The 14980-nt window shown below is 63.0% G+C and carries 14 protein-coding genes; 10 read left to right on the top strand and 4 right to left on the bottom strand.

The genetic code is table 11. The features are described 5' to 3' along the window. Positions 1-20 precede the first annotated feature (20 nt). Positions 21-662: an oxidoreductase gene (locus CQW31_RS13035; RefSeq protein WP_054886174.1), complete on the top strand. Its 642-nt coding sequence runs from the start codon at positions 21-23 to the stop codon at positions 660-662. A gap of 6 nt (positions 663-668) precedes the next feature. Here the strand turns inward: CQW31_RS13035 and CQW31_RS13030 are convergent, their stop codons facing one another. From CQW31_RS13030 to CQW31_RS13015, 4 genes are all read right to left on the bottom strand, one after another. Further along, positions 669-956 (bottom strand): YceK/YidQ family lipoprotein, encoded by a 288-nt coding sequence (locus CQW31_RS13030; RefSeq protein ID WP_054886175.1) that lies wholly within the window; start codon positions 954-956, stop codon positions 669-671. Next, on the bottom strand, positions 953-1582 hold the full coding sequence (gene ubiX, locus CQW31_RS13025) for a flavin prenyltransferase UbiX (protein ID WP_054886176.1): 630 nt from the start codon (positions 1580-1582) through the stop codon (positions 953-955). Before ubiX ends, CQW31_RS13030 begins: the two co-directional genes overlap by 4 nt. Further along, positions 1579-2928, bottom strand: a complete 1350-nt coding sequence (gene mpl, locus CQW31_RS13020) for a UDP-N-acetylmuramate:L-alanyl-gamma-D-glutamyl-meso-diaminopimelate ligase (RefSeq protein WP_099814645.1) — start codon at positions 2926-2928, stop codon at positions 1579-1581. The genes ubiX and mpl overlap by 4 nt, the downstream gene beginning before the upstream one ends. A gap of 66 nt (positions 2929-2994) precedes the next feature. Continuing rightward, entirely contained in the window at positions 2995-4992 is a 1998-nt protein-coding gene (locus tag CQW31_RS13015) for a sigma-54-dependent Fis family transcriptional regulator (protein WP_099814644.1), read from the bottom strand. Between the two features lie 255 nt (positions 4993-5247). Here CQW31_RS13015 and CQW31_RS13010 point away from each other — a divergent pair, with 255 nt between their 5' ends. From CQW31_RS13010 to CQW31_RS12970, 9 genes are all read left to right on the top strand, one after another. Further along, positions 5248-6768 (top strand): aldehyde dehydrogenase family protein, encoded by a 1521-nt coding sequence (locus CQW31_RS13010; protein WP_054886179.1) that lies wholly within the window; start codon positions 5248-5250, stop codon positions 6766-6768. A gap of 215 nt (positions 6769-6983) precedes the next feature. After that, complete coding sequence (eat, locus tag CQW31_RS13005; protein WP_054886180.1) at positions 6984-8432, top strand: ethanolamine permease; 1449 nt, start codon at positions 6984-6986, stop codon at positions 8430-8432. A 46-nt stretch (positions 8433-8478) separates the two neighbouring features. Continuing rightward, positions 8479-9873: an ethanolamine ammonia-lyase subunit EutB gene (locus tag CQW31_RS13000; protein WP_054886181.1), complete on the top strand. Its 1395-nt coding sequence runs from the start codon at positions 8479-8481 to the stop codon at positions 9871-9873. Positions 9874-9881: 8 nt separating this feature from the next. Next, complete coding sequence (gene eutC, locus CQW31_RS12995) at positions 9882-10700, top strand: ethanolamine ammonia-lyase subunit EutC (protein ID WP_054886182.1); 819 nt, start codon at positions 9882-9884, stop codon at positions 10698-10700. Between the two features lie 109 nt (positions 10701-10809). Further along, positions 10810-11268 carry a GNAT family N-acetyltransferase gene (locus tag CQW31_RS12990; protein ID WP_054886183.1) on the top strand — a complete coding sequence of 153 codons (459 nt, stop codon included), beginning with the start codon at positions 10810-10812 and terminating at the stop codon, positions 11266-11268. Positions 11269-11553: 285 nt separating this feature from the next. Beyond that, positions 11554-12201, top strand: a complete 648-nt coding sequence (locus CQW31_RS12985; RefSeq protein ID WP_099814643.1) for a DedA family protein — start codon at positions 11554-11556, stop codon at positions 12199-12201. An 8-nt stretch (positions 12202-12209) separates the two neighbouring features. Continuing rightward, positions 12210-13025, top strand: coding sequence for a zinc-dependent peptidase (locus CQW31_RS12980; RefSeq protein WP_099814642.1), 816 nt, complete (start codon positions 12210-12212; stop codon positions 13023-13025). 93 nt (positions 13026-13118) lie between these two features. Then, positions 13119-13646, top strand: coding sequence for an inorganic diphosphatase (gene ppa, locus CQW31_RS12975; protein ID WP_003255365.1), 528 nt, complete (start codon positions 13119-13121; stop codon positions 13644-13646). A 176-nt stretch (positions 13647-13822) separates the two neighbouring features. Continuing rightward, a complete protein-coding gene (locus tag CQW31_RS12970) occupies positions 13823-14521 on the top strand; it encodes a helix-turn-helix transcriptional regulator (RefSeq protein ID WP_099814641.1) in 699 nt (232 codons plus the stop codon). Positions 14522-14980 lie beyond the last annotated feature (459 nt).

The following is a 14980-nucleotide window of genomic DNA, read 5'->3' as shown; positions in this document are numbered from 1 at the left end:
TGTAACAAGGGAGAGACATCATGTATTTGACGCCTCAGCATGTCCTGCTTGCCGGTGCCACCGGCCTAACCGGTGAGCACCTGCTCGACCGCCTGCTCAACGAACCCACCATCAGTCGCGTGCTGGCCCCGACCCGTCGGCCATTGGCCGAGCACCCCCATCTGGAAAACCCGGTGGGCGACCCCGCAGTGTTTCTCCCGCAACTGGCCGGCCGGGTCGATATTGCCTATTGCTGCCTGGGCACCACCCTCAAGCAGGCGGGCTCGGAGCAAGCGTTTCGCGCCGTCGATCTGGACATGGTCGTGGCCTTCAGCAAGCGCGCACGGGAAATGGGTGCGCGCCACCTGCTGGTTGTCAGCGCCCTGGGGGCCGACCCCAAGTCGCCGATCTTCTACAACCGCGTCAAAGGCGAAATGGAAGAAGCGCTAAAGGCTCAGGACTGGCCACAACTGACCATCGTGCGGCCATCGTTGCTACTCGGTGAACGGCTGGAACCACGCCTGGGTGAAAAGCTGGCCTCACCGTTCTCGAAGTTGATGCCGGGTAAATATCGCGGGATCGAGGCATGCACACTGGCACGGGCGTTGTGGCGCCTGGCGCTGGAAGAAGAAGATGGAATCCGCGTGATCGAGTCCGACGAGTTACGCAGGCTCGGCAAGTAATAGCCGCTACAGCCCACCCGTAGCCTGAAACCCTATGCCTGCCGCCGTCAGCAATGACAGCGGCAGGAACAGCGTGTCCAGCAGCATGCTGCCAGGCAGGTCCAGGTGAGGATATGCCGGTGCCTCGGCCCCAAAGCGATCCTTGGGGCAGCAGCCACCGTTGATCACGTACATATCCAGCCGGGTCCCGGCATACACCACCGGTGCCCCAGGCTTGTTGGCGTCCAGCGTGCGCACCGTGGCGCAGCCGCCGAGCAGACTGGCCGCCAGCAATCCAGCCAGGCAGCGTTTCAATCATCAGCCCCGAAATGATGCTCGCCCCAGCGCGGCAGCATGTCCTGCGGAATGTTCAGCAGGTTGAGAATGCGCGCCACGACGAAGTCGATCAGGTCATCGATGGTCTGCGGCTGGTGATAGAACCCCGGCGCCGCTGGCAGGATCATTGCCCCCATCTGTGACAGCTTGAGCATGTTCTCCAGGTGAATGGTCGAGAACGGTGCCTCGCGTGGCACCAGGATCAGTTGCCGACGCTCCTTGAGGGTGACGTCGGCGGCTCGCTCGATCAGGTTGTTGCAGGCGCCGGTGGCGATTGCCGACAAGGTACCGGTTGAACACGGCACCACCACCATCGCCGCTGGCGCTCCAGAGCCCGAAGCCACCGGCGACATCCAGTCTTCCTTGCCATAGACACGGATCTGCCCATCGGCAGCACCCGTGTATTCGGTGAGAAACGCCTGCATGGCCTGCGGCTTGGCCGGCAGGAGTACGTCGGTCTCGGTGGCCATCACCAGTTGCGCGGCCTTGGAGATGAGGAAATGCACCTCGCGGTCCTCGCGCACCAGGCAATCGAGCAGGCGCAGGCCATATTGCACGCCGGAGGCGCCAGTCATGGCCAGGGTGATGCGTTCCGGACCGCTCACTGCAGTGCCTCGGCCAGCTTGCCATGCAGGCCGCCAAAGCCGCCATTGCTCATGATCACTACATGAGTACCTGGGCGAGCCTGGCCCTTGACCCGGTCGATGATCGCGTCAAGGCTGTCGGCCACCACGCTGGGCACCTTGCATTGCGCGGCAGTGCCGGCCAGGTCCCAACCCAGGTTGGCGGGCGCGTACCAGATCACCTGGTCGGCGTCATTGACGCTTTCCGGCAGGCCATCTCGATGGGCGCCCAGCTTCATGGAGTTGGAGCGCGGCTCGATGATGGCGATGACCGGCGCTTCACCCACTCGCTTGCGCAGGCCGTCGAGCGTGGTAGCAATGGCAGTCGGATGGTGGGCGAAATCATCGTAGATGGTCACGCCCTGGACTTCAGCCACCTTTTCCATGCGCCGCTTGACGCTCTTGAACGCACTCAGGCCTTCGATACCCATTGCTGGCACCACGCCAACATGACGGGCGGCGGCCAGCGTGGCGAGGGCGTTGGCGACGTTGTGCTGACCGGTCAGGGCCCAGTCCACCACGCCCTGCACCTCACCCTCGAACAGCACCTCGAAACGCGAACCGTCGGCACTGAGCAGGCGAGCCTGCCACTGGCCACCTTCACCGGTGGTCTGCACCGGGGTCCAGCAGCCCATGCCGATCACACGCTCCAGCGCCAGCTCGGTGGTCGGGTGAATGACCAGGCCTTCGCTCGGGATGGTCCGTACCAAGTGGTGGAACTGCCGCTCGATGGACGCCAGGTCAGGGAAGATGTCCGCGTGATCGAACTCAAGGTTGTTGAGGATCGCGGTGCGCGGGTGGTAATGCACAAACTTCGAACGCTTGTCGAAGAAGGCGCTGTCGTATTCGTCGGCCTCGACCACGAAGAACGGTGTGCCGCCCAGGCGCGCCGACACCGAGAAGTTCTGCGGTACGCCGCCGATCAGGAAGCCCGGGCTCATGCCGGCATGCTCCAGCACCCAGGCCAGCATGCTGCTGGTGGTGGTCTTGCCGTGGGTGCCCGCCACGGCCAGCACCCAGCGGCCCTGCAGCACATGGTCAGCCAGCCACTGCGGGCCGGATACATAAGGCAGGCCCTTGTTCAGCACATATTCCACCGCCGGGTTGCCCCGCGACATGGCGTTGCCGATCACGACCAGATCAGGTGCAGGGTCCAGCTGAACCGGGTCGTAGCCCTGGGTCAGCTCGATGCCCTGGGCTTCGAGCTGGGTGCTCATGGGCGGATAGACGTTGGCGTCGGAGCCGGTGACGCGGTGGCCGAGCTCTTTGGCCAGCACGGCCAGCGAACCCATGAAAGTGCCGCAAATACCGAGAATATGAATATGCATGGTCGACCTCGCAAAACTTCGAGGCAGGGTAGCCCAGAGCGAGAAAAATCGCACACGCTGTTTCGGTTAGTACACGCGGCTAATGCCGTGTTTTCTTAATTTTCGATATAAGGTATTGCGACTGATGCCCAAGTGCTCGGCGACCCGGGTCAGGTGCCAGTGTTTTGCTTCCAGCACTTCCATCAGCGCCTGGCGTTCTGCGCTCTGCAATACATCGCCCCTCACTGAGACCTCAGGCTCGACACCGCCCCTGTGGGAGCGGGCATGCCCGCGAAGAGGCCCGACCTGGGAATGCAAGGCGAGGCCGTTGCCCTCGTTCGCGGGCATGCCCGCTCCCACAGAGGGCGCGTATGTCCTGAAGATGGAGGGAAGGTCCAGGAACCGGATGATGGTGTCTTCGCACAGCGCCACCAAGGTCCGTAGCACGTTACGCATCTGCCGGACGTTCCCCGGCCAGGCGAAGCCAAGCAGTGCCTGACGCGCCTCGGGCGCCAATCGGACCACCTGCCCCTGTGCCTCTTGATGCAGCAGGAAATCCAGCAACCGTTCCTTGTCACTACGCTCGCGCACCGCTGGCAGCGCCACCTCCAGGCCATTGAGCCGGTAGTACAGATCCTCACGGAAACTGCCCTGCTCCACCCGCTCCAGCAAATCCCGGTGGGTGGCACTGACGATGCGCACATCCACCGCCTGCGGCTCACCGCCAATCGGCACCACCTGGCGCTCTTCCAGCACCCGCAACAGGCGGGTCTGCAACGCCAGTGGCATATCGCCAATCTCGTCCAGCAACAAAGTACCGCCGTCGGCCTGCAACAGCTTGCCACGCATGCCCTCCTTGCGCGCCCCGGTGAAGCTGCCACCGCGGTAGCCGAACAGCTCACTTTCGATCAGGCTCTCAGGGATCGACGCACAGTTGACCGCCACGAACGGCTTGCCACGGCGCTGGCTGGCCTGGTGCACGGCTTGGGCAAAGGCTTCTTTACCGCAACCGGTCTCGCCGCGCAGCAGCAGCGGCACATCGCGCTCGAACACACGCACGGCACGTTGAAAATCGTGTTGCAGGGCCGGGTCCAGCAAGCAGATACCCGGCGCTGCGGCAGGCCTGGCCTGGGGCTGGCTGGCCGGCACCGTCCATCGCGGCGCCTGCGCCTGGCCGCGCAGGCTGGCGAACACCTGGCGTCCATCACGGGTGCGCAACGGCCAGACCGTACTGCCGCCTGGCGTAGCGCGGCTGAACAGCTCGTCGTGGCTGCAGGCGAAGAACATCTCCAGCGGTTTGCCCAACACGCCCCCGCGAATGGTGCCGAGCAGGTTCAGCGCACTCTGGTTGGCGGCGCAGATCCGGCCATCGCCATCGAACGCCAACAACCCTTCACTGAACTGGCCGACCGACTCCGCCTGCACGTGGATGCGCAGCAACCACTGCTGCTCGAAATGACGCAGGAAATAGCAGCTCTCGATCATCTTCGCCGAAAGGTTCACCAGCGCCATGGTGTGGAACTGGCTCTGGCGCGACACGTCCGGCCGCGCCGAGGACACATCGAGCACCGCCAGCAGTTCACCATGGGGGTCGAACACCGGGCTCGCCGAGCAGGTCAGCCCGGTATGGCGGCCGCGAAAGTGCTCATTCTGGTGAATGGTCAGGGCCTGGCGCTCGACCAGGCAGGTGCCGATGCCATTGGTACCCTCGCGTGCCTCGCTCCAGTCCGCGCCCAGCCACAGCCCGGCACGCTCGAAGTTGCGCCGCTCGCTGGGTGCGGTGACACAGTTGAGGATCACCCCACGGGCGTCGGTCAGCAGCACCGCATGGCCGGCTCCAGACAGCTGCTGGTGCAGGCTGTTCATTTCGCTGTCGGCGATTTTCAGCACCTGGCGCAGGCGCTCGCGGCTCTCCAGCAGGCGGCCGTGCTCAAGCACCACCGGTGCCTCGATCACTGACGGGTCGAGGTGGTAATCGTCGAGGCAGCGCAGCCAGGAGCGGGCAATGGAAGGATCGCTGCCCGCTTCTCCACGGGCAACGGTATGCACTTGCTGGGCATGTCGGCTGAATGAGTTGCTCTGCATTTGTTGTTGTTCTCCGCAGATAGAGATTCAGGCCAGCATCCTCCACCTGCGCAGGCTTTGCAACGTACCTGCCGGCACCGTGTCGCAAACGGTACAAAGTGTCACCCCGGCCGTGCCAAGCCTGGCACAGCGCACCTTGCTGCGGCGCCAAAGCATGACCCAAGTCATTGATTCCACGAGGGTGCACCACGCTGGCCCAACCTTTGCTCTACGCTTTCCAACTCCTCAACAAACATAACAGCCAGGAGACACACCATGCGTTACGCACATCCCGGTACCGAGGGCGCGAAGGTTTCCTTCAAGAACCGCTACGGCAACTTCATCGGTGGCGAATTCGTGGCCCCCGTCAAAGGCCAGTACTTCGACAACACTTCCCCGGTGAACGGCCAGCTGATCGCCGAATTCCCGCGTTCCACTGCCGAAGACATCGAAAAAGCCCTGGATGCCGCCCATGCCGCCGCCGACGCCTGGGGCCGCACTTCGGTACAGGACCGCTCCAACATCCTGCTGAAGATTGCCGACCGTATCGAGCAGAACCTGGAAATCCTGGCCATTACCGAAACCTGGGACAACGGCAAGCCGATCCGCGAAACCCTCAACGCCGATATCCCGCTGGCCGTCGACCACTTCCGCTACTTTGCCGGCTGCATCCGCGCCCAGGAAGGCGGCGCTGCCGAAATCAACGAAAACACCGTGGCCTACCACATCCACGAGCCACTGGGTGTGGTCGGGCAGATCATCCCGTGGAACTTCCCGATCCTGATGGCCGCCTGGAAGCTTGCCCCAGCCCTGGCCGCCGGCAACTGCGTGGTGCTCAAGCCGGCCGAACAGACGCCGCTGGGCATCACCGTGCTGGTCGAGCTGATTGCCGACCTGCTGCCCAAAGGCGTGCTCAACGTGGTGCAAGGCTATGGCCGCGAGGCCGGTGAAGCACTGGCCACCAGCAAGCGCATCGCCAAGATCGCCTTCACCGGCTCCACCCCGGTCGGCTCGCACATCATGAAATGCGCGGCCGAGAACATCATCCCGTCCACCGTCGAGCTGGGTGGCAAGTCGCCGAACGTGTACTTCGAAGACATCATGCAGGCCGAGCCGAGCTTCATCGACAAGGCCGCCGAAGGCATGGTGCTGGCGTTCTTCAACCAAGGCGAGGTGTGCACCTGCCCATCGCGCGCGCTGGTGCAGGAGTCGATCTACCCGCAGTTCATGGAAGTGGTGATGAAGAAGGTGCTGCAAATCAAGCGCGGCGACCCGCTCGACACCGACACCATGGTCGGCGCCCAGGCCTCGCAGCAGCAGTTCGAGAAGATCCTCTCGTACCTCGACATCGCCCAGCAGGAAGGCGCCGAGCTGCTGACCGGCGGCAAAGTGGAAAAACTCGAAGGCTCGCTGGCCACCGGTTACTACATCCAGCCGACCCTGCTCAAAGGCAACAACCGCATGCGCGTGTTCCAGGAAGAAATCTTCGGCCCAGTGGTCAGCGTCACCACCTTCAAGGACGAAGCCGAAGCCCTGGCGATTGCCAACGACACCGAGTTCGGCCTCGGTGCCGGCGTGTGGACCCGCGACATCAACCGCGCCTACCGCATGGGCCGTGGTATCAAGGCCGGCCGCGTGTGGACCAACTGCTACCACCTGTACCCGGCGCATGCCGCATTCGGTGGCTACAAGAAGTCCGGCGTCGGCCGTGAAACCCACAAGATGATGCTCGACCACTACCAGCAGACCAAAAACCTGCTGGTGAGCTACGACATCAACCCGTTGGGCTTCTTCTAAACCGCGTCGCGCCCTTCGCGGGCACGCCCGCTCCCACAGGAATCGCGCAAGATTCCAGGCCTGTGCAGTACCTGTGGGAGCGGGCTTGCCCGCGAAGAGGCCAGACTTGCTACCACAATCTTCAGAGCCAAAACCGCTCTGGCTCGCTTCCTGCAGTACCTATCACCATCGGCCCGGACCCCTTCCGGCCATCAAGAAAAAGAACAGGTGAATCTATGCCAAGCGATCATTCCGCCGGCGTGCCGGCAGGGTCTTCCGTCGACTTCGAAAAGGTCGGTTCGGACTATTTCCAGCAACGTGAACTGAAGAAAGGCGCCGCCGGCTGGGTACTGCTGGTAGGCCTGGGCGTTGCTTACGTGATTTCCGGCGACTACGCCGGCTGGAACTTCGGCCTCGCCCAAGGTGGCTGGGGCGGCATGTTCCTCGCCACCTTGCTGATGGCCACCATGTACCTGTGCATGTGCTTCTCGCTGGCCGAGCTCTCCTCGATGATCCCCACCGCTGGCGGCGGCTACGGTTTTGCCCGCAGCGCCTTCGGCCCGTGGGGCGGCTTTTTGACCGGCACGGCGATCCTCATCGAGTACGCCATCGCCCCCGCCGCCATCGCCACGTTCATCGGCGCCTACTGCCAGTCATTGTTCGGCATCGGCGGCTGGATGATTTACCTGGCGTTCTATGTAGTGTTTATCGGCATTCACATCTTCGGCGTGGGTGAAGCGCTGAAACTGATGTTCATCATCACCGCGGTCGCAGCCATTGCCCTGGCGGTATTCCTGGTGGCCATGGTGCCCCATTTTGATGCAGCCAACCTGTTCGACATCGCCAAAACGGACGCCGCGGGCGCCAGCAGCTTCCTGCCATTCGGCTATGTCGGCGTGTGGGCCGCGATCCCCTATGCCATCTGGTTCTTCCTCGCCGTGGAGGGCGTGCCACTGGCCGCTGAAGAAACCAAGAACCCCAAGCGCGACCTGCCCCGCGGCCTGATCGGCGCAATGCTGGTACTGCTGGCGTTCGCCCTGCTGATCCTGGTGGTCGGCCCTGGCGGCGCAGGGTCCGAAGCCCTGAAGGCCTCCGGCAACCCGTTGGTCGAGGCGCTGGCCAAGGCTTACGGCGGTTCTACCTGGATGGGCAGTTTCGTCAACCTGGTGGGCCTGGCCGGCCTGATCGCCAGTTTCTTCTCGATCATCTACGCCTATTCGCGGCAGATCTTCGCCCTTTCGCGGGCGGGCTACCTGCCCCGCAAACTGTCGGAAACCAACAAGAGCAAGGCCCCGGTCATGGCGCTGGTGATCCCCGGCCTCATCGGCTTCGCCCTGTCGCTGACTGGCCAGGGTGACCTGCTGATCCTGGTGGCGGTATTCGGTGCCACACTGTCGTATGTGCTGATGATGGCCGCGCACATTACCCTGCGTATCCGTCGGCCGAAAATGGAGCGACCTTACCGCACCCCAGGCGGCATCTTCACCTCGGGCCTGGCCCTGGTGCTGGCGTGTATCGCCGTGGTCGCGGGCTTCCTGGTCGACCCACGGGTGGTGATTGGCGCTGCCGTGATCTATGCGGTATTCATCGCCTATTTTGCGTTGTACAGCCGCCACCACCTGGTTGCGGGCACACCGGAAGAGGAATTCGCCGCGATCCAGAAGGCCGAAGAGGCGCTGCACTGATCAAAGCCACCTGCCGCGGGCCAGCCCGCGGCTCTGGAGATTCTGTATGGCAAGTTTCGTACACACGGTAGGCCACCTGGTCTATCGCTTCGACAGCCTCAAGGACGTGATGGCCAAGGCCAGCCCGGCCCGTTCCGGGGATTTTTTGGCCGGTGTCGCCGCCAGCAACGACGGCGAACGGGTGGCCGCACAGATGGCCCTGGCCAACATCCCGCTGACGCATTTTCTGAATGAAGCGTTGATCCCCTACGAACAGGACGAGATCACCCGGCTGATCGTCGACACCCACGACGCCCAGGCCTTCGCTCCGGTCAGCCACCTGACCGTTGGCGGCCTGCGCGACTGGCTGCTCAGCGAAGAAGCTGACGAGCAGAGCCTGCGCGCCCTCGCTCCTGGGCTGACCCCGGAAATGGCCGCCGCCGTGTCGAAGATCATGCGTGTGCAGGACCTGGTGCTGGTGGCGCAGAAGATCCGCGTGGTGACCCGGTTCCGCGGCACCATGGGCTTGCGCGGGCGCCTGTCGACCCGCCTGCAACCCAACCACCCGACCGACGAGCCGGCCGGTATCGCCGCCAGCATCCTCGACGGCCTGCTCTACGGCAACGGCGACGCCATGATCGGCATCAACCCGGCCACCGACAGCATCGCCTCGATCTGCGCCCTGCTGGAAATGCTCGACGCCATCATCCAGCGCTATGACATTCCCACCCAGGCCTGCGTGCTGACCCACGTCACCACCTCGATCGAAGCGATCAACCGCGGCGTGCCGCTGGACCTGGTGTTCCAGTCGATCGCTGGCACCGAGGCGGCCAACGCCGGCTTCGGCATCAACCTTAACGTGCTGCAGGAAGGCTACGAGGCCGGCCTGTCGCTCAGGCGCGGCACCCTCGGGCAGAACCTGATGTACTTCGAAACCGGCCAGGGCAGCGCGCTGTCGGCCAATGCCCACCACGGCGTCGACCAGCAAACCTGCGAGACCCGCGCCTACGCCGTGGCTCGCCACTTCAAGCCGTTCCTGGTCAACACCGTGGTCGGCTTCATCGGCCCCGAATACCTGTACAACGGCAAGCAGATCATCCGCGCCGGCCTCGAAGACCACTTCTGCGGCAAGCTGCTCGGCGTGCCGATGGGCTGCGACATCTGCTACACCAACCACGCCGAAGCCGACCAGGACGACATGGACACCCTGCTGACCTTGCTGGGCGTGGCCGGGATCAACTTCATCATGGGCATCCCAGGCTCCGACGACATCATGCTCAACTACCAGACCACGTCGTTCCACGATGCGCTGTATGCGCGCCAGACCCTGGGCCTGAAGCCCGGGCCGGAATTCGAAGCCTGGTTGCAACGCACCGGCATCTTCACCCAGGCCGATGGTCGCGTGCGCTTTGGCGACAACCTGCCGCCGGCATTCCGCCAGGCGTTGGCCCAGTTGGCCTAGAGGTGACCATGGCAGACCGATCCCCAATCCCTGAAAATCCTTGGCTGGCCCTGCGCAACCTGACCCCGGCACGCATCGCCCTGGGCCGTTGCGGCACCAGCCTGCCTACCGCTGCGCAACTGGACTTCCAGTTCGCCCACGCCCAGGCCCGTGACGCCGTGCACCTGGCCTTCGACCACGCCACCCTGAGTGAACAGCTCAAGGACCATGGCCGCGACAGCCTGGTGCTGCACAGCGCTGCCAGTGATCGCCACCAGTACCTGCAACGTCCCGACCTGGGACGGCGGCTGAACGACGATTCGGCCGAGCGCTTGCGCCAGCATGCCCAGGCCAACCCCGAAGGCGTCGACCTGGCCATCGTGGTCGCCGACGGCCTCTCGGCCCTGGCCGTGCACCGCCATACCCTGCCATTCCTGGCCCGCTTCGAGGAGCAGGCCGCAGCCGATGGCTGGACCAGCGCCCCGGTGGTGCTGGTCGAGCAAGGCCGGGTTGCCGTGGCGGACGAAGTGGGCCAATTGCTCGGTGCACGCATGACCGTGATGCTGATCGGTGAGCGCCCAGGGCTGAGCTCGCCAGACAGCCTGGGCCTGTATTTCACCTACGCCCCAAAGGTCGGCCTGACCGATGCCTACCGCAACTGCATCTCCAACATCCGCCTGGAGGGTCTGAGTTACGGCATGGCAGCCCACCGCCTGCTATACCTGATGCGCGAAGCCTGCCGGCGGCAGCTTTCCGGTGTGAATCTGAAGGACGAAGCCGAGGTCCATAGCATCGACAGTGAAAACACCCCCAACCAGCGCGGCAATTTCCTGCTCGGTGAAGGTTAAAGAACCTGTAACGGAAGGCGGATTGCACTGACGGCCAGCATTGGGGCAGCATGCCCATGAAAGCTGCAGGCATTCCGCCGTTTCCCCAAATGGACTCTGAGGGCCGCACATGCGCATCATCAAGGCAACCCTGGAACACCTCGACCTGCTCACCCCGCTGTTCGTCAGATACCGCGAGTTCTACGGGCAGCTGCCTTTCCCCGACAGCTCGCGTGCCTTTCTCGAGAAACGCCTCAAACGCGACGAATCGGTGATCTACCTGGCCTTGGCGGATGACGATGACGGTAAATTGCTCGGTTTTTGTCAACTGTACCCGAGCTTTTCATCGCTTTCGCTGAAACGCGTATGGATCCTCAACGACATCTTTGTCGCCGAAGACTCGCGGCGCATGCTGGTGGCCGACCATCTGATGCGCGAGGCCAAGAAAATGGCCAAGCAGACCCAGGCCGTGCGCATGCGGGTATCGACCAGTGCCAACAACGAGGTGGCGCGCAAGACCTATGAGTCGATCGGCTTTCGCAAGGACACCGAGTTCGAGAACTACATCCTGCCGATCAGCCAGGACTGACCTGTACCGTCCTCTTCGCGGGCACGCCCGCTCCCACAGGTACTGCACAGCCCTTGAGCCTTGTGTGGTACCTGTGGGAGCGGGCGTGCCCGCGAAGAGGCCGGCACAGGCGCACACAGTAACCCCCCGCTACAAACTCTACGGGCAGGTTTCCTACTTGGCCGTATAATGCTTCGACCTGTCATGTGTGAAAATTTACCCACTCACAGGTTAGTCATGCCGACGCCGAGGGCATTGTCGGTCATCGCATGCCCGTATAGGCGGGCAAGAACACAGGTGCTGTACATGGAATTCAACCCGCTGGACTTAATCCTGCATCTCGATGCCTACCTCGATCTGCTGGTCACCAACTACGGCCCCTGGATCTATGCGATCCTGTTTGCTGTGATCTTCTGCGAAACCGGCCTGGTGGTGATGCCGTTCCTGCCGGGCGACTCGTTGCTGTTCATCGCTGGCGCCGTGGCCGCCGGTGGCGGGATGGACCCGGTCCTGCTGGCAGGCCTGCTGATGGCCGCCGCCATCCTCGGCGACAGCACCAACTACATCATCGGCCGCACCACAGGCGAAAAACTGTTCAGCAACCCCAATTCGAAGATCTTCCGCCGCGACTACCTGCAGCGGACCCACGACTTCTATGAACGCCATGGCGGCAAGACCGTAACCATGGCACGCTTCCTGCCGATCCTGCGCACCTTCGCGCCGTTCGTGGCCGGTATCGCGCACATGCACTACCCGCGTTTCCTGGGCTTCAGCGTGGCCGGTTCGTTGCTGTGGGTCGGTGGCCTGGTGACCCTGGGCTACTTCTTCGGCAATGTGCCGTTCATCAAGCAGCACCTGTCGCTGATGGTGGTCGCCATCATCCTGCTATCCCTGGTACCGATGATCCTCGGCCTGCTGCACAGCCGCCTGGGCCGCACCGCCAAGGCCCACTGACAGCAGACATGTGGTCCTTCAGCGCCTGGCGGCGCAAGCGCACACTCGCGCACTACCCGATCGACCCACAGCAATGGCAGGTGATCCGTGATCGCCTGCCGATGCTCGATGGCATCACCGATGCCGAAGACCAGTGGCTGCGCGAAGCCTGCATCCTGTTCCTGCTCGACAAGCACCTGACCACCCTCCCCGGGGTCGAGCTGGACGACGAGCAGCGCCTGTTTCTCGCCGCCCAGGCGCAGCTGCCACTGCTGCACCTGGGCGAGTTGAACTGGTACCAGGGCTTCCACGAGATCATTCTCTACCCCGATGACTTCAAGAGCCCGCAGCGCCACCGCGATGCCACTGGCGTGGAGCACGCGTGGGATGCCGAACACAGCGGCGAAGCCTGGCAGCAGGGGCCGATCATCCTGGCCTGGGCCGGGGTGCTGGCCAGTGGCGGCTGGGAGGCATACAACCTGGTGATACACGAGCTGGCACACAAACTCGACATGCTCAATGGCGATGCCAACGGCCTGCCGCCGCTGCACCCGGGCATGCGCGTGGAAGACTGGGCAGCGGCCATGCAGCAGGCCTACGACGACCTCAACCGCCAGCTCGACGCCGACCCCGATGCTGAAACCGCCATCGACCCCTACGCGGCGGAAAACCCGGCGGAATTCTTCGCCGTCACCAGCGAGTATTTCTTCAGCGCTCCCGACCTGCTGCAGCAGGCTTATCCACAGGTGTACCAGCAGCTGTCGCTGTTCTACCGGCAGAACCCGCTCGAGCGCCTGCTGAAGCTGCAGGCCGGGCATCCGGATTACCGCGAAAGCCACGCCTGATGCGGCCGCACATCCGTGCACACGTGGCATGGCCTGGCGGAATGTGCCTATAATCGCCGCCACTTTTTTGATCAAACACGGGGGCACTGCCCAATGAGCTACAGCAAGATTCCGGCTGGCAAAGACCTGCCGAACGACATCTACGTCGCCATCGAGATCCCGGCCAACCACGCGCCGATCAAGTATGAAATCGACAAGGACAGCGACACCCTGTTCGTCGATCGCTTCATGGCCACCCCGATGTTCTACCCGGCCAACTACGGTTTCATCCCGAACACCCTGGCCGACGACGGTGATCCGCTGGACGTGCTGGTCGTGACCCCATACCCGGTTGCTCCTGGCTCGGTTATCCGTGCCCGTCCGGTCGGCGTGCTGAACATGACCGACGACGGCGGCGGCGACGCCAAGGTTATCGCCGTGCCTCATGACAAGCTGAGCCAGCTGTACGTCGACGTGAAGGAATACACCGACCTGCCAGCCCTGCTGATCCAGCAGATCGAGCACTTCTTCGCGAACTACAAGGATCTGGAGAAGGGCAAGTGGGTCAAGATCGAAGGCTGGGAAGGCGCCGACGCCGCCCGCGCCGCGATCACCAAATCGGTCGCTGCCTACAAAGGCTGATACCGTTTTGCATAAAAAACCCCGCCTCAGCGGGGTTTTTTATGGGTTACGCGGAAGGCAGGTAAAAAATCCTACGCAGCCCTACACCTTCGCCCTACATCCAAGCATTTTTCACACCGTTCATATCAACATCACGTTCATTTCGCTACTGGCAACCGGCCGCTACACTCGGCCTCATGAACAGATCCGGTGACCGACTCAAGGCACTCCTCCGGGAATGTGGCCTGACCCCCTCAGACTTCGCTGCCCAGCGCCGCGTGACGTCGCAGCACATCAACAACTGGTTCACCCGCGGCATCCCGATTGCCCGCCTCGACGAAATGGCCGAGTTGTTCTGTGTGCAGCGCCGCTGGCTGCAAACGGGCGAAGGCCCGAAGCACCCGCATTCGCTTCTGCGCATGTATGCGCCACAGGCAATGCCGATAGACGCATTCGGTGCGTCATCGGACCAACTTGTGCCGCTGGTGCAAGTACCCTTCCACGAGCTGCGCAACGGCCAGCTCATCGCGATCGACGGCCATCACCTGGCAATGCCGGCACCTGCGCTGGAGGCTTTGGCCGTACCCGTGGAGCAAGCCATCTGCATGACCATGCCGGCTGCCAATATGGCGCCGTGGATTCCACGCGATGCCATCCTGGCGATCGACCTAAGCTACACCCGGGTGGTTGATGGCGAGATCTATGCCCTGCTGCACAACGGCAGGCTCAGGGTGAACAGCCTGAGCCTCGGCCACCAAGGCACCCTGTGCCTGCACAGCCACAACCGGCGTGAGGTGGTGGAGCGCTACACACCGTTACAGCGCAAGGCGCAGAAGCTGGAAGTACTAGGCTGGGTGTTCCATTGGTCGCATTACCGCCAGCGACGCCCCGGCTGACACACGCTGTGCCATTTTTTGCTGGGCATACCGCGCCAGCCCTTGTATGCTACGCGGCACATTCAGCCCCGGCCGGCGCAAGCCGCGTTCCAGAGGGCTCGGCGACGCTCCACACGACCGTTTGCCATCTCTTTCAGGCCCTTGCTGGCCACACAGTTAAGGCGGTTGCGACTTACCATAAATTAGTCGGAACCGTCCCCGAGAAGCCGGCCACAAGCCGGCTTTTTAATGCTTCAAAGTCCCGCAAATCAACCCTCCGCGCTACCACCCCATTCCCAGCCCATACTCTAGCCCATACCTTTTCGATAGCTGGTGCAGCCAGCTTTTGAGCATCGTTTTGTAGCAAATGGCAATGTGATGCTACGATCTGCGCCAGCACGCTTAACCGGTCATGACTCTCCAGTACTCAGGCAATGCCTAGGGTGCACGATTGAAATGAAGGATTATCCGGATACATAG

Origin of the sequence: Pseudomonas sp. 382 (assembly GCF_002759075.1) — a bacterium.
Lineage (GTDB): Bacteria > Pseudomonadota > Gammaproteobacteria > Pseudomonadales > Pseudomonadaceae > Aquipseudomonas > Aquipseudomonas vlassakiae.
This window is presented reverse-complemented; position numbering and strand designations above follow the sequence as displayed.

Bases quoted from the DNA above. Each gene is read 5' to 3' on its own strand.
- CQW31_RS13035 (WP_054886174.1), top strand. From the start codon at position 21: ATGTATTTGACGCCTCAGCATGTCCTGCTTGCCGGTGCCACCGGCCTA.
- CQW31_RS13010 (WP_054886179.1), top strand. From the start codon at position 5,248: ATGCGTTACGCACATCCCGGTACCGAGGGCGCGAAGGTTTCCTTCAAG.
- eutC (WP_054886182.1), top strand. From the start codon at position 9,882: ATGGCAGACCGATCCCCAATCCCTGAAAATCCTTGGCTGGCCCTGCGC.
- CQW31_RS12980 (WP_099814642.1), top strand. From the start codon at position 12,210: ATGTGGTCCTTCAGCGCCTGGCGGCGCAAGCGCACACTCGCGCACTAC.
- CQW31_RS12985 (WP_099814643.1), top strand. From the start codon at position 11,554: ATGGAATTCAACCCGCTGGACTTAATCCTGCATCTCGATGCCTACCTC.
- ppa (WP_003255365.1), top strand. From the start codon at position 13,119: ATGAGCTACAGCAAGATTCCGGCTGGCAAAGACCTGCCGAACGACATC.
- CQW31_RS12990 (WP_054886183.1), top strand. From the start codon at position 10,810: ATGCGCATCATCAAGGCAACCCTGGAACACCTCGACCTGCTCACCCCG.
- mpl (WP_099814645.1), bottom strand. From the start codon at position 2,928: ATGCATATTCATATTCTCGGTATTTGCGGCACTTTCATGGGTTCGCTG.
- CQW31_RS13000 (WP_054886181.1), top strand. From the start codon at position 8,479: ATGGCAAGTTTCGTACACACGGTAGGCCACCTGGTCTATCGCTTCGAC.
- eat (WP_054886180.1), top strand. From the start codon at position 6,984: ATGCCAAGCGATCATTCCGCCGGCGTGCCGGCAGGGTCTTCCGTCGAC.
- CQW31_RS12970 (WP_099814641.1), top strand. From the start codon at position 13,823: ATGAACAGATCCGGTGACCGACTCAAGGCACTCCTCCGGGAATGTGGC.
- CQW31_RS13015 (WP_099814644.1), bottom strand. From the start codon at position 4,992: ATGCAGAGCAACTCATTCAGCCGACATGCCCAGCAAGTGCATACCGTT.